The organism is Croceitalea marina, from assembly GCF_042684265.1.
In the GTDB taxonomy this organism is placed as follows: domain Bacteria; phylum Bacteroidota; class Bacteroidia; order Flavobacteriales; family Flavobacteriaceae; genus Croceitalea; species Croceitalea marina.
Window position 1 is genome coordinate 1 of sequence record NZ_JBHULB010000005.1, and the last position, 20,256, is coordinate 20,256.

Consider the following 20,256-nt stretch of genomic DNA (forward strand, 5'->3'; position numbering starts at 1 on the left):
TTCTCTATCGTCCTGTCCTTTAACAAAGAGCTACGTTCCCTGCTCAATGCCTTTAATGCTTGAAGTGCCTTACTTGGTGGGTTCCAAAGACGAATAGACCTTTCCAGACCAAGCATACTGAGCATCCTACTATCCAGGGCATCGGTCTTAGAGCGTTGATCCAAACTCTGAGCATAACGCTTTACACGACCGGACTGCATCACACAAACATTATAACCATTATCATACAGATAATGGGCTATACCTTGGTGATAGACCCCAGTAGCTTCCATGACGACCAATAGTTCCACGCTAGGGTCAACCGAACCCTTTAGCCAGTTCAAAAGCTCTTTATAACCCAATATATCATTGGGTACATCTGGNGGATCTAGGTACTGTTCAGATTCCAAGAAGATTATAGAAGGGCCGAAAACCTATGAAACGATATCATTCAATGTATCTAGCCGAGACCTCGATGTCCCTCCTATTTTTAGCTTTTATTAATACTAGGGAAACTACTATATTTATGAATAATAACTAATACTTCGTAAACATACGAGCCGAGACCATTAAACAGATAAATATGATTAAAACCAAAATTATCATAGTCGCCAGCATTACGTTGTTAGTTCTAAATATATATTCACTTTTTGCCCAAGAAGAAAAGTTTGTAGACGATTTTATAGAGCGATTAGAGAACTCTCAGAAATACCTAAACCTTGTGGCGGAGATGATGCCAGAAGAGAAGTACAATTATAAGGTTACCCCAGAGTCGTTGAGCTTTGCTGAAAACTTAATGCATATCGGTTATGCTTTGGATTGGCATAGCCAATCTTTATTAGGTGGGCTAGAGGCTAGAACATGGCAAACAGATACCATTTATAAAACGCATAATAAAAATAAGAAAGAGATGCTTGTGGTAATCAATAACACTTTTGAAAAAGCTATTGCATTGCTAAAAGCTTTTGATACTAAACGACTAGACGATAAGCTTGATTATTTTGGACTGGATAGGAGTAAGCGCCAGATTTTTATGCTCCTTGCAGACCATATTACCCATCATAGAGGGCAAATGCTGGTGCATTTACGTTTAAACGGTTTGGTGCCGCCTAGATACGTTTTGTATCAATAAACCAACTAAAACTGCTTTATTGCTTTTCTATTTCTACGGCTTCTAAAATTTCTACTGTCTTTGGTCAAATAACCAATTAGACCTAAAGCCAAACTAAGAGCAATGACAGTCACCATCATATAAAGTGCTTCACTAGGAATATCCATATTTCTAAAATACAAATTAAAATTGAATTTCAAATCATTTAATGCGCTAATAGCTAGTTGGTTACGATCTTTTTAGTTCTAAATAAAAAATCACCGTTTTATAAAATACCTGTTTTCAGGGAGTTTAGGTTTTGTTTTTTGGGAGAAATTTGTTCTGTAATAGTTAAAATAGTTGAACAGTAATTTCGTTTTATAAAAAACCAACCACATGATTGTATTCGGACATCGCTCTACCCATCTTAAATCGGCACAACTACGAAATGTAAAATGCCCAAACTGTGAAACACAAGACCAAATGACTGCTAGCGTTTATGGTCGTCATGTACATGTTTTTTGGATTCCTGTTTTTCCAGCAGGTAAAATAGGCGTATTTGAATGTCAGCATTGCCATAAAGGCTTCAAGAAAAATGGCTTGGGAGAAGATGGCAAGCTAGCCTATAAAAATTTTAAGGGTACTGTAAAGCATCCGTTATGGAAGTATTCTGGACTGGCCATTATTGCACTTTTAATTTGTTGGGGCGTCTATGCCTCAAAGCAAAAAGAAGATAGAGTGTCAGAATTGGTTCAAAACCCTGTGATGTTCGATACATATACTTTTAAAACAGAAGCAGGATATTATTCCACCTTTAAGGTCGTAGAAGTCTTTAAAGACAGTATGTATGTTAATTATAACAATTACGAAACGGATAGATCTTCTGGTGTTGATAAAATAGATTTACAGAAAAACTATAGTGATCAAATTTATGTACTTACAAACAATGACATCTTAAATATGCACCAAAGAGGCGATATTAAAGATATTGAACGTAACTAATTGCACTCATTGACACATATTAAAAATCAAAGCAAATTACGCTTAGCTCGCATTTTATATTAACTTTAGTGTAAGGCTAAAGTAATGGCGCAATTCATAAAAATATACAGTGAGAATCCGAACCCAAAGGAAATCGCGAAAGTGGTTAGAGTGCTTCGTGATGGTGGTTTGGTAATTTATCCTACCGATACGGTGTATGGTTTAGGTTGTGATATCACCAAATCACGTGCCCTTGAAAAGATAGCGAGAATAAAAGGGATAAAATTGGCGAAGGCCAATTGGTCTTTCATATGCGCCGATTTGAGTAACCTGTCAGATTACGTAAAACAAATAGATACTGCAACGTTTAAAATTCTTAAACGCGCTTTACCTGGTCCATATACTTTTATATTGCCGGGTAATAACAATCTGCCAAAAGACTTTAAAAAGCGCAGTACAGTTGGTATTCGAGTACCTGACAATAGCATTGCCCAGGCTTTGGTAAACGAGTTAGGTAATCCTATAGTTTCTACATCTATCAGAGATGATGACGATGTTTTGGAGTATACTACGGACCCAGAACTTATATTTGAAAAATGGCAAAATTTGGTAGATGTGGTCATTGACGGAGGCTATGGCGATAATGTGGCATCTACTGTTATAGATTTATCGTTACATCCGCCGGAAGTAGTTCGTGAAGGTAAGGGTAGTTTAGATATTTTATAAAAAAAGGCAGCCAATTGGCTGCCTTTTAATTTCTTTATTGAAAAGGAATATTTAATTTCCTCCACCGTTAATGGCAGGGTCTTTCATTCCTTCTTCTATCATGCTGTAGAACTGGTCAATTTTTGGAAGAACAACAATTCTAGTTCTTCTGTTCTTAGCTCTTTCGGCAGCATTATCGTTACTTACCAAAGGCACATAGAAACTTCTACCTGCTGCGGTCATTCTTTTTGGGTCTACGTTAAAATCGTTCTGTAAAACCCTAACAATTGAAGTTGCACGCTTGGCACTTAAATCCCAGTTGTCTAAAAGAACACCACTTCTATAGGGTACATTATCGGTATGACCTTCAACCATAAACTCAAAATCAGGCTTGTTGTTTACCACTTTTGCAACTTTACCCAGCACTTCTTTTGCAGCACTTGTTACATTGTAGCTTCCGCTTCTAAATAATAGTTTATCAGAGATAGAAACAAAAACAACACCTTTTTCTACGCTAACTTCAATATCCTCATCATCCAAGTTTCCGAGAACACCTTTTAAACTTTGTACCAAAGAAAGGTTTACCGAATCTCTTCTGGTCACCGCATCTTGCAATCTTCTGATAGTCAAATCTTTTTCTTGTAAACTTTCAAGCGATTTTTCAAGGTTTTCAGCACCTTTAGCGGTTAAGGTAGTCAAGTCTCCCATGTTATTTATCAACTCTTGATTATTAGCTTTTAAGAAAGCGTTTTGCTCCTCTAAGGCATTTAATCTGGAAGAAGCGGTAGCTTTTTCCTCTAAGCAGTCGTTAAGCTTAACAGTGGCCGAGTTTAATAAATCTTGTGTCTCTTTTTGTTTTGCTTCAAGTTCAGCGTATTTCTTTTGAGATACACAAGAAGATAACAAGACTACAAGTGAAAGTGTTCCTAGTATTATTTTTTTCATGATTAATTATTTGCGATTAACTGTTAATTCGGATTCAAAATTATATAAAATGAAAAGCTATGATACCGTATTCTAGTTAATCTTTTACTAAAATGTTAAAATTCTTTACTTGATGTACGAAATGTGCCCATACGATAGATGTTACAAGATAGTATTTTAATATAAAATTAGCTTTTTCCCGTTTCCTGTAAATCTTAGAAAAGTTGGCATAAAAGCTAAGGTGAGCTCTAAATACGGCCCAAAAGTGTCTTGGTTTTAGCTGTAAAAGAAACCGAGTTGCCGCAATTCCGTCAAGTATCAATCTTAAGAAGATAATTAAAAAGGCTTTTCTGCGAGGTAGGTTTTTTGTAATGGAATAAAGCGAATTTCTAAAATTTAAGAAAGTCTTTTTTGGGTTCATATTGCTTAAGGTAGAACCACCTAAGTGATATACCTTGCTTTTTCCGATATAAAAAACCTTGTGCCCATTATTCTTGGCGCGCCAGCATAAATCTACTTCTTCTTGATGTGCAAAATAATCTGTGTCGAAACCATTTAAACTCCAAAAAACAGCACTCTTAATAAACATACAGGCACCTGTTGCCCAGAATATTTCATGAATGTCATCGTATTGGCCCATATCTTCTTCTAAGGCCTGAAAAATACGCCCACGACAAAAAGGATACCCTAATTTATCTATAAAACCTCCTGCCGCTCCGGCATATTCAAAATAAGCTTTGTTTTTAAGGTCTAAAATTTTGGGTTGAAGAATCGTGGCTTCTGGCATAGACGCAAAGCCCTTTAAAATTGGCTCAAGCCAATTTTCGGTCACCGCAACATCCGAATTAAGAAGACAGTAACAATCTGCTTCTATACTTTTTAAGCCTGTATTGTAACCACCGGCAAATCCGTAATTGGAATCGTTTAATACAATGCCAACATTCGGAAACTCTTCTTTTAAAACAGAAAGCGAATTGTCGGTTGAAGCATTATCTATCACATAGATCTCGGCCCCACCAGAATACGCTACCACTGAGGGCAGGTACTTTTTGAGCAAATCCGCTCCGTTCCAATTTAGTATTACAATGGCTAGTCTCAAAACGGTGGCAAATTAACGGCTAAAATCAGGAATTTCTCTTAAAAAAGTATATTTTTCTTCTACTGCGTCGATTTGGCAGTAAAAGTGGTTCAATCCATTAGTGACCATTAAATATTCTGCATTGAGTTTAATGTTGTATCGGGCAATTTGGTCAAATGTAGCTTGTGTAATCGTAACATCCGGAGATTTACATTCCACCAAAATTTTAATGGACCCATCTGAGTTGAAAACAACTACATCAAAACGTTTTTTCAGTGAATTAACGGTAATCTGTTTTTCAACATTGATGATGCTTTTTGGGTATTTTTTTTCTTTAATCAAAAAGTGAACGGTGTGCTGCCTTACCCATTCCTCAGGTTGGAGCACCACAAATTTTTTGCGCACAATGTCAAAAATATGGATGCTATTTTCGCTACTTTTGAGCCGAAACGAATACTCTTTAAAATTCAATGGGCGCATGGCGCAAATTTGATGATTTTTTTTAAATGGAAGCTGTAAAAGAGATAGTAAGTAATATTAAACAGAAAAATCTGAAGCCTGTCTATTTTTTGATGGGGGAGGAGTCCTATTATATTGATAAGATTTCTGATTTTATTGCTGCTACAGTTTTAACAGAAGAAGAGCGTGGTTTCAATCAAATGGTCCTTTATGGAAAGGAAACTTCGGTAGATGATATCGTTTCTAATGCAAAGCGTTTTCCAATGATGGCTGAGCATCAGGTTATAGTCGTAAAAGAAGCCCAAGAGCTTTCTAGAACAATAGAAAATTTGGTTTCTTATGTTGAGAATCCTCAGCCTACAACAGTTTTGGTGATTTGTTTTAAATATAAAAAACTCGATAAGCGTAAAAAGCTTTACAAAGCCGTTCAAAAAAATGGGGTATTGTTCGAGAGTAAAAAACTTTATGAAAATCAAGTAGCGGATTGGATAAGAAAAGTATTAAATGGCAAGAAGTACCAGATTTCACCCAAAGCTTCTGCTCTTTTAGTAGAGTTTTTAGGTACTGACCTTAGTAGAATAAATAATGAGTTGGAAAAACTATTTTTGGTCGTTCCCCAAGGTTCTGAAATTACACCAGCACATATCGAAACACATATCGGAATTAGCAAAGACTATAATAATTTTGAGTTAAAGAAAGCAATAGGAGAGCGGAATATTACCAAGGCAAGTAAAATCATCAATTACTTTGCCCAGAATCCTAAAGACAATCCCTTTGTGCTAACGGTAACTTTATTGAACAGTTTTTTTACCCAACTCCTCCAATTTCATGGTCTAAATGACCACTCTCCTAAGAATGTAGCGTCCGCTTTAGGTGTAAGCCCATATTTTGTGAACGAATATGAGGTAGCTGCAAAGAACTATCCAATGAAAAAAGTGAGCAGCGTAATTTCTAACTTGAGAGAATTAGATTTAAAGGGTAAAGGTGTAAATGCGCAAAATATCAGTCACTCAGATTTACTAAAAGAGCTTTTGGTAAAAATAATCTAGTTACTTTTTATCCAAACTATACTTTCCAGGGCCCAGCATAGCTATCACTATAAAGAAGGTGAGATAGAGCAGTGCGAGTTCTTTTTTGCCAAAGGGGTCTGCGCCATGAACTACAAAAGCTGCTACAAACATTGTTGCCGCGGCAGGCAGGGTCGCAATTCTTGTTTTATACCCAACGATAATCAAGATAGGGGCTATAAACTCTCCTATTACCGTTAAAAATAGGGAAGGAGAGGCCCCAATGCCTAATGGGTCAGGGAATTCAAAATCACCTGCAATCAGTTTTTGAAACTTTGGTAGGCCATGGGCAAATAGCATAAAAGCGGAAGGAACAATTCTTAAGAGAACTAATCCGATGGGTGTTAGTGCAGCATTTTTCATTAATGGGGGAATGTGAGTTACTACAAATATAAATTTTTCTTGAATATGAAATTATAGGCACGTCTAAAAGGAATTTCAGGCATTGGCAATAAGAACATAATTAGTAAATTGTAATTCTTAAATAATTATCAATCAATTTAAAAAGAACACCATGAAAAAAACAGTTTTAGGGCTATTGACCCTTTTTTTTAGTGTAGTTAATCTCGTTGCCCAAGATTTTCAATTTAAGGCTAGTGATATTGAGATTAAATATGAAAAATTTAAATTACCAAACGGGCTAACACTTTTAGTTCATGAAGATCACAAAGCACCAATTGCGGCTGTAAATGTCTGGTATCACGTAGGCTCAAAGAACGAAAAGCCGGGTAAGAGCGGATTTGCCCACCTTTTTGAACATTTAATGTTCAACGGCAGTGAAAACTATAACAAGGATTATTTTCAGGCGTTGGAGAGTATTGGGGGTACGGATTTGAACGGTACTACGAATAATGATAGAACCAATTATTTTCAAAATGTGCCAATTTCTGCTTTGGACCAGGTACTTTTCTTAGAGTCAGACCGAATGGGGCATCTATTAGGCGCTATTGACCAAGAAAGACTTGATGAGCAACGAGGTGTAGTTCAAAACGAAAAACGTCAAGGCGAAAATCAACCGTATGGAAAGCAATGGGATTACCTTACCAAAGCTATGTATCCGAAAGGGCATCCGTATTCTTGGACGGTTATTGGCGAGATGGCAGATCTAAATGCAGCTTCTTTAGAAGATGTACAAGAATGGTTCAAATCATACTATGGTACTGCTAATGCTGTTGTTGCAGTTGCTGGAGATGTAAATCCACAAGAAGTATATCAAAAAGTGGTGAAGTATTTCGGAGATATTCCTTCTGGGCCAACAATTGAAAGACAAGAAGTGAATATACCGGAACATAACGGAGACACGTATCAAGTGTATGAAGACAGGGTTCCGGAAACACGCGTTCTGTTTTCTTGGAATACCCCACAATTTGGCGCTAAAGAAGACATTCACTTTGATTTGATTTCCGCAATCTTAACACAGGGGAAAAATTCAAGATTATACAAGAAATTTATTTACGAAGATCAAACTGCGAGTTCAGTGGTCTCCTTTCAAGGGTCAAGTGAGATTGCCAGTACCTTTGTTACTTGGGCAAATGTAAAACCAGGTCAAGACTATAAAAAAATCGAGAAAGAACTTCTTGCTGAAATCAATAAGTTTATTGAAAACGGACCCACCGAAGCGGAGCTTAAGCGGGTGAAAGCAGCTTATTTTTCTGGATTTATAAAAGGATTAGAACGTATTGGGGGATTTGGAGGAGTATCCGACATTCTTGCATCTAATCAGACTTATTTTGGGGATGCGGGATATTATAAGACTGTTTTAAACTATGCCGAAACAGCCACAGTTCAAGATTTGCAGAATACCGCTAAAAAATGGTTGACCAAAGGAAAGCATACTTTGATTTGTCTGCCATTTCCAGAATATACATCTGACAAAGCAGTTGTGGATAGGTCGAAATTACCAGAATTAGGTCCTCAGAAAAGCTCACAATTTCCAGATTTAGAAAGAACCAAGTTATCCAACGGGCTAAATGTTGTATTGGCCAAGCGTTCAGGAGTGCCTACTATTGTGGTAAACCTAATGGTCAATGCGGGCTATAAAACAGATTATTTAGCTACACCCGGCACGGCACAATTGGCAATGAATCTCATGGATGAGGGTACAAAAAATATGAACTCATTAGAGATCAATGAAAAATTACAGCTTATCGGTGCCAGTTTAAGTACGTTCTCAGATCAAGACATTTCAAACGTGTATATGACCACGTTAAAACAGAGTTTCAATGAAAGTCTAGATCTTTTTTCAGATGTAGTTCTTAATCCAATCTTCCCAGAGAAAGAATTTGATCGCTTAAAGAATGAACAGATTAATAATATAAAGCGAGAAAAGTCTCAACCAATTTCAATGGCTCTACGTGTAATGAACAAGTACATGTACGGTGAAAACCATCCTTATAGCAATCCTTTTACTGGAACTGGTTATGAAGAAACAGTAGCAAAATTGTCCAAAGAAGATATTGTCAAATTTTACGATACATGGATCAAACCCAATAATGCTACTATTGTCGTAACCGGTGATGTAGAGATGAAGGATTTAAAGTCTAAACTTGAAAAAACATTGGGGAAATGGAAAAAAGCCGATGTTCCTACATTAACGTTCAACAAACCGAATACCAATTCTAAAAACACACTCTATTTAATGAATAGGCCAGAGTCACAGCAGTCCGTAATTATTGCTGGTCATTTAACGGAGAAGTACGGAGATGTTTCTGAGGTAGCCTTAGAGCAGATGGTAAGCATTTTAGGTGGTGATTTCACTTCTCGGATCAATATGAATCTTAGAGAGGATAAACACTGGTCGTATGGTGCTGGGGGTTTTGTTTTAGGAGCTCAACAAGAAAGGCCTTTTATCATGTATGCACCAGTACAAACAGATAAGACGGCGGAGTCCGTTACCGAACTCAGAAAAGAGATTACGGAGTTTTTAACTACTAGACCCGCTACCCAAGCTGAATTGGATAAGGTAAAGACGAATCAAGTGTTGAAACTTCCTGGTCAGTGGGAAACGAATAGCGCTGTGAACAATTCTGTAGCAAACCTTGTTAAATATGGTTTATCCGATGATTATTATAAAAAGTATGACCAAAGCGTTCGTAATCTTTCCTTAAACGAAGTACAACAGGTTAGTAAAGAGGTAGTAAAGCCAGAGAATGTGAATTGGTTTATGGTAGGTGACCGCGCTAAAATTGCAAGTAAACTAGATGAACTTGGTTTTGACCAAATTATTGAAATAGATGCCGATGGAAATCCATTAGTACCGGCAATGAAACAAGAAGAAAAGGAAATTAAAAATTAATAAATAAAAAAAGCCTCGCAAATCGCGAGGCTTTTTTTATTTATCTCAATGCGGGATAATCTGTTGGATTGACCTCATGCATTATGCCATAAATTTTTTCAAAAATATCTTCGGCATTTGGTTTAGAGAAATAATCTCCATCAGTTGCATATGCAGGTCGATGCGCCTTTGCCGTTAAGGTGTGAGGAGCACTGTCCAAATATTTATAACCTTCTTGCTTTTCAAGAATTTCTTGTAAGAGATACGCAGAACATCCGCCAGGTACATCTTCATCGATAATAAGCAGTCTATTTGTTTTCTTTAGGCTTTTTACTACATCGTGATTGATATCAAATGGCAGTAGGGACTGTGCATCAATAACTTCTACATCAATACCAACTTCTTTAAGCTCTTCTGCTACATTCTGAACGATTCTTAATGTAGAACCATAGGAAAGCAAGGTGATATCTGTTCCTTCTTTTACCGTTTCAACTACGCCGATAGGCGTACAGAACTCACCAAGGTTGTTTGGCTTCTGTTCTTTCAGGCGATAACCATTAAGGCTTTCGATAACCAAAGCTGGTTCATCAGTTTTCATAAGCATATTATAAAAACCTGCAGCTTGTGTCATGTTTCTTGGTGTAAGAATGTACATTCCTCGCAATAAGTGAACTAAACCACCCATTTGTGAACCGGAATGCCATATACCTTCAAGACGATGACCTCTAGTTCGCACGATTAAAGGTGCTTTTTGCTTACCTGCCGTTCGGTACAATAATGTGGCCAAATCATCACTTAAGGTTTGCAGTCCATACATGATGTAGTCAAGATATTGTATTTCTGCAATTGGGCGTAAGCCTCGCATTGCAAGACCGATGCCTTGGCCTATTATGGTAGATTCACGAATACCGGTATCTGCTATCCTATATTTCCCATATTTTTCTTGTAGGCCCTCAAGACCTTGATTAACATCGCCGATATTACCCGTATCTTCACCAAATACCAGCGCAGTTGGATATTTTTCAAAAAGCTTATCAAAATTATCCCTAAGAATTACCCTACCATCAACTTGCTCCGCATTATCTCCATAATTGGGTACAATTGCTTTTACAGTTGTTGCATTCTCTTCGAGTTCAGAATATAAATGTGAGCTAAATGCCGGTTGCGTGGTATCCATAAAATTAGCTATCCAATTTTGGAGTGCTTTTTTCTCATGGGATTCTTCACCAATGATATAACGAAGTACTTTTCTCGCGTGAGAGGCCAAATCTTTCTTGATGGGCTCTTCAATGGCAATTAGATCGTTCTTTATCTTCGTGATAAAGGCTCTATTTGGACTGCTATCTGCAACTTGACCAATTAATTGAACCAAGTTTTTCTTCTCTGAAATATGGGGTTGTAGAAAAGCTGTCCAAGCGTTTTTTTTAGCATTTCTTACTTCTTGCTTTATCCTTTTTTCTATCGTTTTAAGTTCATCTTCATCAGCAATATTATTTTCAAGAATCCACTCCCTAAAACGTTTATTACAATCGTTTTCGCGTTCCCATTCCAGACGGTCTTGAGATTTGTAACGCTCATGCGATCCAGATGTTGAGTGCCCTTGAGGTTGCGTAAGTTCCGTAACATGAATAAGGACAGGAACATGCTCTTCACGGGCAATATCAGATGCATTTTCGTAAGCATGTATCAACGCTGTATAGTCCCAACCTTGTACTTTTAAGATTTCGTAGCCCTTTGCATTCTCATCACGCTGAAAACCCTTCAAGATTTCTGAGATATCACTTTTTGTGGTATGGTATGCTGCAGGAACTGAAATACCGTAGGCATCGTCCCAAACGCTGATTACCATGGGCACCTGCATAACCCCAGCTGCATTCAAAGCTTCAAAGAAATGCCCTTCACTTGTACTGGCATTACCAATAGTACCCCAAGCGACCTCATTACCGTTTTTTGAAAAATTAGAGGTATCAATTCCAGAAACATTCCGATAAATTTTTGAAGCTTGGGCAAGACCAAGTAGCCTTGGCATTTGACCCGCGGTACAAGAGATATCTGCACTACTGTTTTTTTGTTCGGACAGATTTTTCCAACTACCATCTTCATTGATGCTATGTGTCATAAAATGACCACCCATTTGACGCCCTGCACTCATGGGGTCTTTGGTGATATCTGTAGTTGCATAAAGACCATGAAAAAAGGCCTCTGGGTTCAAATGGCCTAACGCCATCATAAAAGTTTGATCCCTATAGTATCCACTTCTAAAATCACCATTTTGAAAAGCTCTAGCCATTGCCAGTTGAGGCAATTCTTTTCCATCACCAAAAATTCCGAATTTCGCTTTTCCCGTAAGTACTTCTCGTCTTCCTAAAAGACTACACTCCCTACTGGTAACGGCAATTTCATAATCGCTCAAAATCTGAGCTTGAAAATCTACAAATGAAATTTCGCTATCAGTCTTAGGATTTGTTTTCATAGATACGGATTGATTTTTTGCAAAAGTACAAAATACTCATCTATTTTACTAACAAAATGGAATTTCAGAATTTACAAAATCACAAAAAAATGTTAGTAATACAGCGAATATGAAAAAATAACGCCATCTATTTAACTTTATTTTATCAATCTTTTAAAATTAAAACCATTTTCTGGTGAAAAGACCGGTAAGCGTTTTTGGGCTTATGGTGACTATAAACCTGATGCTTTGACCATAGTCAGGTTGGGCTATTTCCCAACCTTTGTTGGAGTATAACGGAAAGTATAATTCAAAATAATCTGTTACCAGATTTAAACGAATACCAGAGTCATATACAAAACGGGCACTTTCACCTCTATCAGCAATCATTCCGATATCACCGTACAATTCTATCCACCTCCAAATATTAAAACTAGCATTTGTCGTTGCTATCCAATCACTGCCAAATTGGTCTTCAAATCGAGATTTAAAACCACCTTCCGCAATAATAATTTGTTGGCTGTAGATACCACTTCCCTCAGAGCGACCTAGATACCCTAAGTCGAATAGGTAATCTGTAGGCCTGTCTAGGGCATAACTGAAGAAATCTGAGTTGGTTTTATTTCTTATAAACTTACCGGCATAGAACCTGAGATTTAGTTGTCTATTGCTTTCATAGAGTTTACGGTATTCTAATTCTACGGAAGCTTTGGTGAACTCACTGGAATGCTGAAAATCTATTAAAGAAGACTTAAAATTGATAATATCATTGTCAACATTGAAATACCTTACGTTAAATACACTGTAGTCGGGATTGTTCTCTAAATCTAAATCGGCCTCGTTATTTGCCAAAACGTTAGGGTCTATATTTCTAAAAACACTTCGGTGCCTGAAAAGTAGACCTTGTCTTTTATTTGAAATTAGATCATCTGGCCGCCACCCAAAGCTCATTGCAGGTGTAATTGTTGTAAATCTGGAATTTTCTTGAAAATGCGAGGTACTGGCACCAATACTGAAATTGGACACGTAATGCCCGCCTTTACCATGATATTTACGATATCTAAGACTGGTTTTACCCACCAAAGTACGCTCTAAAAAAGAGTAGGTGGGTGATAGATCATAAACAAATTGTCTTTCTAAAAAGGTTTTATTATAAATTCTTAAGCCCGGGGTTATGCCATCATACAAATTGAAGTTTGCTATTGGTACGTAAAAAACTTGCGTGTAATAAGGGTCTTCTGTATCCTTGAAAAAGCGGAACTGCAATTTTTTGTTGCTAGAGAAAAAGCCGTTCAAGGTTTTCCAGTTGTCCCTTTGATTAAACTCGGGTATTTTTTGGTCATAGTTCAAGACCAAACGATCTTCCGTAGTTCTTGGTATGGTAAATGTTCGTGAAGTATCGATATCACTGAACCAGTATTTAGATACTACAGAGTCTTTTTGAAGACCGAAAAGTGAAATAGGCACGTTAGTGCCTCTTTTGTTTTTTATGGTCAATGTGATGGAATCTTCGCTTTTTATTACGTTTTTGATCTTAAAGTCGATACGCTTTCTAGTACCTACATACTCCTCAAAAAACCAAGAAATATCTTTGTCGGTATTGGCCTCAAGAATGTCCCTAAAATCCCTGGCCTTTGTTTTGGGTTGTAATGCTCTTTTCTTAAAAAAAGATGAAATACTACTATCTATTTTTTCTTCCCCGATATATTCGGCCAAATAGGCCAAGCCCAGCCCGGCTTTATAACGGTTTGCTATCTTTTGATTGAATTTGATGAGTGAATCGTTTGGGGTAGTAAGCGCTTGATCAATGTTTTTTCTTGTCGAAAGCATTTGAAGCAAGTAGTACTGTTCGTTAAAATCCATTTTGGCCAAATGAAAACCACGAACACCCCAAATTCGAGAAAGTTTGCCGATCAGTTTTTGCTTTGGATAATTCTCCTCCACGTACTTGATCATCAGATAATTACTTATAGCATCAGAAACCCAGCGTTCTTGTCGGGGGTCTAGATATAAGGATTCTTTTAAAAAACTATTCAAGGCAGTTTTTAAGAACATCATTTCAAACTGAAATTGCTCTTGATAGGGCCTAACGAACGAAGGCAATTGATTTAAGCCGTAAAGTGGACTCTTATTATAATCCATTTCACTGACCAGAACTTCCTTTTGAGGATGCTCTCCTAAATGATCATAAATAAATTTGGATACTTTTTCTATGGATAAGGCCTGTGAAATGCCATCGTATTTTTTAGATTCTAAATCGGTTTTAACCGTTAAGTACGAAGTAACGTGCTTAGTAAATTCTTTTGTATTTGTAAGAATGATTTCGCAATTTTTACCGTTCGTTGCCTTGAGCGAAATTTGTTGTGCAAAAGAAATATCGGTTACTCTTGATTCTTTAAAATTTGAAGTAAGAAACAGTTTTTTAGGAAAAATAAGACTCACGGTTGTGTTGGTAAGCCCTGTGTAATTGTCTTCAAGGTTCTTATTGGAATATAATTTCCAATCCCCATCAAAAACAGCAGGATTCAGATACCAATCCTTCAAATAATAACCTCCATCAGAATTGTAACCGTAAGGCGTAAATCTATTTTGCGGCAATTTTAAGTTGTAGGTGAAGAAAATAGTAATCGATTCACCGGGGGCAAGTGCTTCGTGCAACTCTACTCGAATAATATCTAAGTTTTTGGTCCTTTCCCATTTAAGCCCACTGTATTCGCTATCGACAACACTAACAATATCGGTGCGACCTCTTTCGTCATCCTTGGCGAGATGCAAGCTTTTTTTGAATTGTTCTCCAAAACGCTTGGCCAAAGGTGTTTTTTTTGATGAATACGAATGATTCCAATCATTGAAATAGAGTTCTTTATGGCTCGTGTCCGAATTGTTTACATAGGTAAATTTTTGCTTGATCGAAATCTCTTTCGTCTCATCATCAATAGTTGCCGTTAAATTATTTTCATGCTGGGCAACAGCATGCAAACTGCAGAATAACAGTATTGCTGAGATGTGAAACTTAAATCGAAAATAATTTTTTCTCAAAAAAAACTTATTAAAAGTTTGGACTCATCGTATGACCCTTATAAAAGGCATCTATAATGGCTACTACTTCATCTGGTGAATCAACTAGTTTAATCAAATCAAGGTCTTCTGGACTTATATTTTTTTCTTCTAGCATAGTTGTCTTGATCCAATCCATAAGACCGCTCCAAAAACTTGTACCCACCAGAATTATCGGAAATGTTCCGATTTTTTTGGTCTGTATAAGTGTAATTGCTTCAAATAGCTCATCAAGCGTGCCAAACCCTCCTGGCATAACGACAAATCCTTGTGAATATTTGACAAACATGACCTTACGCACAAAAAAGTAGTCAAAGTCTAAACTCTTGTCAGAATCAATATAGGGGTTATCGTGTTGTTCAAAGGGTAAATCTATATTTAAACCTACGGAAGTTCCGCCTGCTTGGTTTGCCCCTCGGTTACCGGCTTCCATTATTCCGGGCCCACCACCTGTAATAACGCCATAGCCAGAAGAAGCCAGTTTTTGAGCTACATCTACTGCCAATTCATAATATTTTGCTCCAGGTTTGGTTCTGGCCGAACCAAAAATTGATACGCAGGGCCCTATTTGGCTCATTTTTTCGAAACCGTTTACGAATTCGCCCATTATCTTAAAAATGGCCCAAGAATCGTTCGTTTTTATTTCATTCCAACCTTTTGGGTGTACTTCTGATCGCATATTTTTATGTTAAATCGCTTTCGCGAGATTCTTCTTAGAATTTTCAAGTTCTTTTTTAAGGAACTTCGCTGTGTAACTTTTTTTGTCCTTGGCCACTTCTTCAGGGGTGCCTTTGGCCACGATCATTCCGCCGCCACGACCACCTTCATAACCAATATCGATAATATGGTCCACCATTTTTATCACATCCATATTGTGTTCAATAACCAAGACCGTGTTTCCTTTGTCTACCAATTTATTCAATACTTCCATTAAAACTCGAATATCTTCAAAATGAAGCCCAGTTGTAGGTTCATCTAAGATATAAAATGTATTTCCTGTATCTCTTTTGGATAGTTCTGTTGCCAGTTTAACCCTTTGCGCTTCGCCCCCTGAAAGAGTAGTGGATTGTTGCCCCAAAGAGATATAACCAAGACCTACATCTACAATGGTTTTAAGTTTTCTATGGATTTTAGGGATATTCTCAAAGAAATCGACAGCTTCGTTCATTGTCATTTCTAAGACATCCGCAATTGACTTTCCTTTATAGCGAATCTCCAGGGTTTCTCTGTTGAAACGTTTGCCATTACAAGTTTCACATTCTACATAAACATCTGGTAAAAAGTTCATCTCAATCACTTTTAAACCACCACCTTGGCAGGTTTCGCAACGACCACCTTGCACATTAAAACTAAATCGCCCCGGTTTGTATCCACGGATAGTAGCTTCAGTGGTTTTGGCAAACAAAGCACGTATTTCACTAAAAGTACCTGTATATGTCGCCGGATTTGACCTGGGCGTTCGCCCGATAGGGGATTGGTTGATATCAATCACCTTATCGATATGTTCTAGCCCCTTAATCTTTTTATAGGGCATTGGTTTTTTGACCCCATTAAAGTAATGGGCGTTCATAATAGGGTAGAGGGTCTCATTAATTAATGTGGATTTGCCACTTCCTGAAACGCCTGTAACCCCAATCATTTTACCAAGCGGAAACTCCGCGGTTACATTTTTGAGGTTATTGCCCGTACAATCGGATAAAACCAATTTTTTGCCTGTTCCTTTTCTACGCTTTTCAGGAACTTCAATTTCTTTATCCCCAGTGATATAATCCGCTGTAAGGGTATCGTGATTCTTTAAATCTTCAGGCTTTCCTTCAGAAATAATGGTGCCGCCATGCTTACCGGCTTTTGGGCCAATATCAATAACATGGTCGGCAGCTTCGATCATATCGCGGTCATGTTCCACAACAATCACCGAATTTCCAATATCTCGCAGTGAAGCCAATGAATTTATCAATCGTTCATTGTCACGTTGATGTAATCCTATACTTGGTTCATCTAAAATATATAATACCCCGACAAGTTGTGAGCCTATTTGTGTCGCCAATCGAATACGTTGCGCCTCACCACCAGAAAGCGATTTTGAGCTTCTATTCAGAGAAAGGTAGTCTAAGCCCACGTCTAGAAGAAAACGAATACGGGTGCGTATCTCTTTTACGATTTCTTCAGCAATCTTTTTTTGATTACCCTCTAATTTTTGTTCCAGTTCTTCAAAGAACTGTGCAAGTTCGGCAATATCTAAATTTGCCAATTCTGCAATATTCTTTTCATCAATTTTAAAATAAAGCGATTCTTCCCGCAAACGGGAACCATCGCAGGTAGGGCATTGGATTTTATCCATATAATCTTTGGCCCATCGCTTTATTGAAGTAGAGTTGGCTTCATCAAATTGAGACTTTATAAAGTTAGAAATGCCTTCATAATCAATCTTATATTCCCGTTTTACACCAAGGGTTTTAGAATCTACGGCAAAACTATCTTTTCCTCCGTTAAGGATTACATCCATAGCTTCATTAGGGATCTTATCCAAAGGCGTTTCCATATCAAACTTATAGCGCTCCCCAATAGTCTCCAACTGTTTAAAAGCCCAAGATTTTTTGTATTCACCCAAAGGTGCGATACCGCCTGCTTTTATGGACAGTTTTTTATTCGGAAATATTTTTTCTTCGTTCACCTCGTACACATGCCCTAGACCATTGCAATGTGAACACATGCCTTTTGGGGAATTAAAGGAAAACGTGTTCGGTTCTGGTGTAGGGTAGGAGATTCCCGAAGATGGGCACATTAAATCGCGACTAAAATAACGAGGTATTTTTTCACCCTCTTCTAAAACCATTAATACATTATTACCGCTGTACATAGCTGTATTGATAGTTTCGGTCAGGCGTTTATCGAACTCTTCACCCCCTGCAACTTTTAAGCGGTCAATAACAATTTCAATATCGTGGACTTTATAACGGTCCACTTTCATGCCTTTGGTAATATCCACAACAACACCATCTACACGAACTTTTACAAAACCTTGCTTTCCTATCTGTTCAAAAAGCTCGCGATAATGTCCTTTTCTTGATTTGATTACCGGCGCGAGCACATTAATTTTCTTGCCCTGGTATGATTCAATAATGAGCTTTTTTATCTGCTCGTCACTATAGCTTACCATTTTCTCGCCTGTATTGTAACTATAGGCATCACCGGCCCGGGCAAACAAAAGTCGTAGAAAATCATACACTTCAGTTATGGTTCCTACTGTAGAGCGAGGCGATTTTGAAGTTGTTTTTTGTTCAATAGCGATTACAGGTGAAAGTCCGTCAATTTTATCGACATCTGGGCGCTCCAAACCACCTAAAAATTGCCGGGCGTATGCTGAAAAAGTTTCAATATAACGACGTTGCCCTTCGGCATAAATAGTATCAAAAGCTAATGAAGATTTACCACTACCAGAAAGGCCGGTAATTACGACAAGCTTTTCTCTGGGTATGGTAACATCTATATTTTTGAGATTATGAACACGCGCTCCGCGTACTTCAATATTTTCTTCGTAGTTGATCATAGCACAAGATGCTAAAGTAATCAATTGAGCCGTAAAAATGAAGCGAGGTTCTCTTGCATTTTTGTTAATTGCTATTGTATTTTTGGAATTGAATAAAAAATTTTAAAATGTGTCGATTTGAGTAAAATCTGTAAGATTTTGTATCGAAAACAAGTATTTTGAATTGCACAATCTATTCTCGAGACAATTCACTACTAGCAAATTACTCGAACTGACGGTTGTCTACATAAAACAATAACAAATGAAACTACTGGGTATTGGTTCAAGAATTGACCATGCGGAATATGGAAAAGGGGTGGTCACCAATGTGTCGTCTAAACATTATTGGGTGACCTTTTTAGAAAACGGATTGGAAACGATAGATATTGACTCAGATTTTGAGGTGATAGAGGCTTTAGAAGATGATGTTGATAGTGTCAGTTTTTTTGATGTGGAAAGCTCACTGGTAAAGATATTGGAAAAATGGAGCGACACCCATGAAAAAGTAGCAATAGCGGACAAATGGCGCGGCGGAAAATTGATTCTAGACCCAGGGGATGCTACAGCGAACAAAGAAATGCCTATCGACACCTTTTTTCATAAAATTGTGATGGTGCGAGACCGTATTCGGGTGATGGAACAAAAGATAAACAGCAGTAAGAATTTGGATGATCAAGAGAAGATAGACCTACAACAATATATCACCCGTATTTATGGATCACTTACAAGTTTTAATGTGCTTTTTAAAACGAAAAACGATCATTTTGTAGGGGAGCGAAGTAAGGGCTAATAGTGTTATTGATAAACTCTAATATAGTCTACCAACATAGCGCTTTCTGTAAAACTCGGGTCAATATCGGGTTCAATAGCAATGTTTAAAATGATGTAGTAGTTGTTGTTAAAAGGCCAGGTATCCTTGTTTTTTATGGTAGGGTTGTATTCATAATGCGTAACACCGTCTATTTCAAAAATCATTTTTTCTTTGGTCCATTCTAGGGAGTAGGTATGAAAATCGTCTGATACGTTATCAACGGTTCTTCCTCCGAGATTTTCAACGGTATCTCCATGACTTGAAGCCGTATGCACGGCGCTTGAAACATAATCTTGATTTTTGCCCCAATGCTCAAGAATATCGATTTCGCCACATGCGGGCCATTTTACTTTTCCATAACCCTTGTTATCCCAATAGGCGCCATCTTCGTCTATATTGGTGTTAAGCATCCAAATGGCTGGCCATGTGCCCGTACCTTTGGGCATTTTTGCCCTTACTTCTACCTTACCACGAGTAAAAGCAAATTTTGAGTTTAGTCTAGCCCCGGTATACTCTTTGGTTTCCCCTTGATCCGTATAGGTTTCCTTTTTGGCAACAAGGTTTAAATAGCCATCTTTTACAAAAGTGTTTTCTTCCCTATCGGTATAATGCTGAATAAGCCCGCCCCACCAACTCCCGCCTGGGGGTAATTGTGTCTGTAGAAACCATTTTTCAGGATTTATTGGGCCATCTACGTCAAATTCATCTGCCCAAACCAAGGTGGTAAGGTCAGTAGCTGTTTCATTTACTTTAGCAGTATTCATGCCTGTTAAAATATAATAGGAGAGGAGTAGTGCGCCTATAATTAAAAGGCCATAAATAAGGAACTGTTTTTTCATTTAGGTAGTTT

At 37.6% G+C, this 20,256-nt stretch carries 17 protein-coding genes; 6 read left to right on the top strand and 11 right to left on the bottom strand.

All coding sequences use genetic code 11. The annotated features are described in order from the left end of the window. On the bottom strand, positions 1-323 hold a 323-nt coding region (locus ACFSQJ_RS00985), incomplete at its 3' end, for an IS110 family transposase (RefSeq protein WP_377764879.1). A gap of 239 nt (positions 324-562) precedes the next feature. Here ACFSQJ_RS00985 and ACFSQJ_RS00990 point away from each other — a divergent pair. Next, positions 563-1,111 (top strand): DinB family protein, encoded by a 549-nt coding sequence (locus ACFSQJ_RS00990; protein ID WP_377764880.1) that lies wholly within the window; start codon positions 563-565, stop codon positions 1,109-1,111. Positions 1,112-1,116: 5 nt separating this feature from the next. On the opposite strand, the gene ACFSQJ_RS00995 is transcribed toward ACFSQJ_RS00990, so the two are convergent. Continuing rightward, positions 1,117-1,257: a hypothetical protein gene (locus ACFSQJ_RS00995; protein ID WP_377764881.1), complete on the bottom strand. Its 141-nt coding sequence runs from the start codon at positions 1,255-1,257 to the stop codon at positions 1,117-1,119. Between the two features lie 208 nt (positions 1,258-1,465). On the opposite strand from ACFSQJ_RS00995, the gene ACFSQJ_RS01000 reads away from it, so the two are divergent. Both ACFSQJ_RS01000 and ACFSQJ_RS01005 read left to right on the top strand, forming a co-directional pair. Then, entirely contained in the window at positions 1,466-2,071 is a 606-nt protein-coding gene (locus ACFSQJ_RS01000; protein ID WP_377764882.1) for a hypothetical protein, read from the top strand. Between the two features lie 84 nt (positions 2,072-2,155). Next, positions 2,156-2,776, top strand: a complete 621-nt coding sequence (locus tag ACFSQJ_RS01005) for an L-threonylcarbamoyladenylate synthase (protein ID WP_377764883.1) — start codon at positions 2,156-2,158, stop codon at positions 2,774-2,776. A 51-nt stretch (positions 2,777-2,827) separates the two neighbouring features. Here ACFSQJ_RS01005 and ACFSQJ_RS01010 read toward each other — a convergent pair whose 3' ends face one another. From ACFSQJ_RS01010 to ACFSQJ_RS01020, 3 genes are all read right to left on the bottom strand, one after another. Next, complete coding sequence (locus ACFSQJ_RS01010) at positions 2,828-3,700, bottom strand: OmpA/MotB family protein (RefSeq protein ID WP_377764884.1); 873 nt, start codon at positions 3,698-3,700, stop codon at positions 2,828-2,830. 76 nt (positions 3,701-3,776) lie between these two features. After that, the gene (locus tag ACFSQJ_RS01015) at positions 3,777-4,778 is read right to left on the bottom strand and encodes a glycosyltransferase family 2 protein (RefSeq protein ID WP_377764885.1); all 1,002 of its coding nucleotides are present in this window, start codon (positions 4,776-4,778) and stop codon (positions 3,777-3,779) included. A 12-nt stretch (positions 4,779-4,790) separates the two neighbouring features. After that, entirely contained in the window at positions 4,791-5,237 is a 447-nt protein-coding gene (locus ACFSQJ_RS01020; protein WP_377764886.1) for a type I restriction enzyme HsdR N-terminal domain-containing protein, read from the bottom strand. 26 nt (positions 5,238-5,263) lie between these two features. On the opposite strand from ACFSQJ_RS01020, the gene holA reads away from it, so the two are divergent. Next, positions 5,264-6,265, top strand: coding sequence for a DNA polymerase III subunit delta (holA, locus tag ACFSQJ_RS01025; protein ID WP_377764887.1), 1,002 nt, complete (start codon positions 5,264-5,266; stop codon positions 6,263-6,265). Here holA and ACFSQJ_RS01030 read toward each other — a convergent pair whose 3' ends face one another. Then, positions 6,266-6,646 (bottom strand): DoxX family protein, encoded by a 381-nt coding sequence (locus tag ACFSQJ_RS01030; RefSeq protein ID WP_377764888.1) that lies wholly within the window; start codon positions 6,644-6,646, stop codon positions 6,266-6,268. It abuts the gene before it with no gap. 151 nt (positions 6,647-6,797) lie between these two features. Between ACFSQJ_RS01030 and ACFSQJ_RS01035 the strand changes: the two genes are divergently transcribed. Next, positions 6,798-9,578 (top strand): M16 family metallopeptidase, encoded by a 2,781-nt coding sequence (locus ACFSQJ_RS01035; RefSeq protein WP_377764889.1) that lies wholly within the window; start codon positions 6,798-6,800, stop codon positions 9,576-9,578. A 40-nt stretch (positions 9,579-9,618) separates the two neighbouring features. Here the strand turns inward: ACFSQJ_RS01035 and ACFSQJ_RS01040 are convergent, their stop codons facing one another. From ACFSQJ_RS01040 to uvrA, 4 genes are all read right to left on the bottom strand, one after another. Then, positions 9,619-12,030, bottom strand: a complete 2,412-nt coding sequence (locus tag ACFSQJ_RS01040; RefSeq protein WP_377764890.1) for an alpha-ketoacid dehydrogenase subunit alpha/beta — start codon at positions 12,028-12,030, stop codon at positions 9,619-9,621. A 159-nt stretch (positions 12,031-12,189) separates the two neighbouring features. Continuing rightward, the gene (locus tag ACFSQJ_RS01045) at positions 12,190-15,048 is read right to left on the bottom strand and encodes a metalloprotease (RefSeq protein ID WP_377764891.1); all 2,859 of its coding nucleotides are present in this window, start codon (positions 15,046-15,048) and stop codon (positions 12,190-12,192) included. Between the two features lie 10 nt (positions 15,049-15,058). After that, the gene (locus ACFSQJ_RS01050; RefSeq protein ID WP_377764892.1) at positions 15,059-15,745 is read right to left on the bottom strand and encodes an LOG family protein; all 687 of its coding nucleotides are present in this window, start codon (positions 15,743-15,745) and stop codon (positions 15,059-15,061) included. A gap of 9 nt (positions 15,746-15,754) precedes the next feature. Further along, on the bottom strand, positions 15,755-18,616 hold the full coding sequence (gene uvrA, locus ACFSQJ_RS01055) for an excinuclease ABC subunit UvrA (protein ID WP_377764893.1): 2,862 nt from the start codon (positions 18,614-18,616) through the stop codon (positions 15,755-15,757). A 241-nt stretch (positions 18,617-18,857) separates the two neighbouring features. On the opposite strand from uvrA, the gene ACFSQJ_RS01060 reads away from it, so the two are divergent. Next, positions 18,858-19,385, top strand: a complete 528-nt coding sequence (locus tag ACFSQJ_RS01060) for a hypothetical protein (RefSeq protein ID WP_377764894.1) — start codon at positions 18,858-18,860, stop codon at positions 19,383-19,385. Positions 19,386-19,390: 5 nt separating this feature from the next. Here the strand turns inward: ACFSQJ_RS01060 and ACFSQJ_RS01065 are convergent, their stop codons facing one another. Beyond that, positions 19,391-20,245 carry a glycoside hydrolase family 16 protein gene (locus ACFSQJ_RS01065; protein ID WP_377764895.1) on the bottom strand — a complete coding sequence of 285 codons (855 nt, stop codon included), beginning with the start codon at positions 20,243-20,245 and terminating at the stop codon, positions 19,391-19,393. Positions 20,246-20,256: the final 11 nt, after the last annotated feature.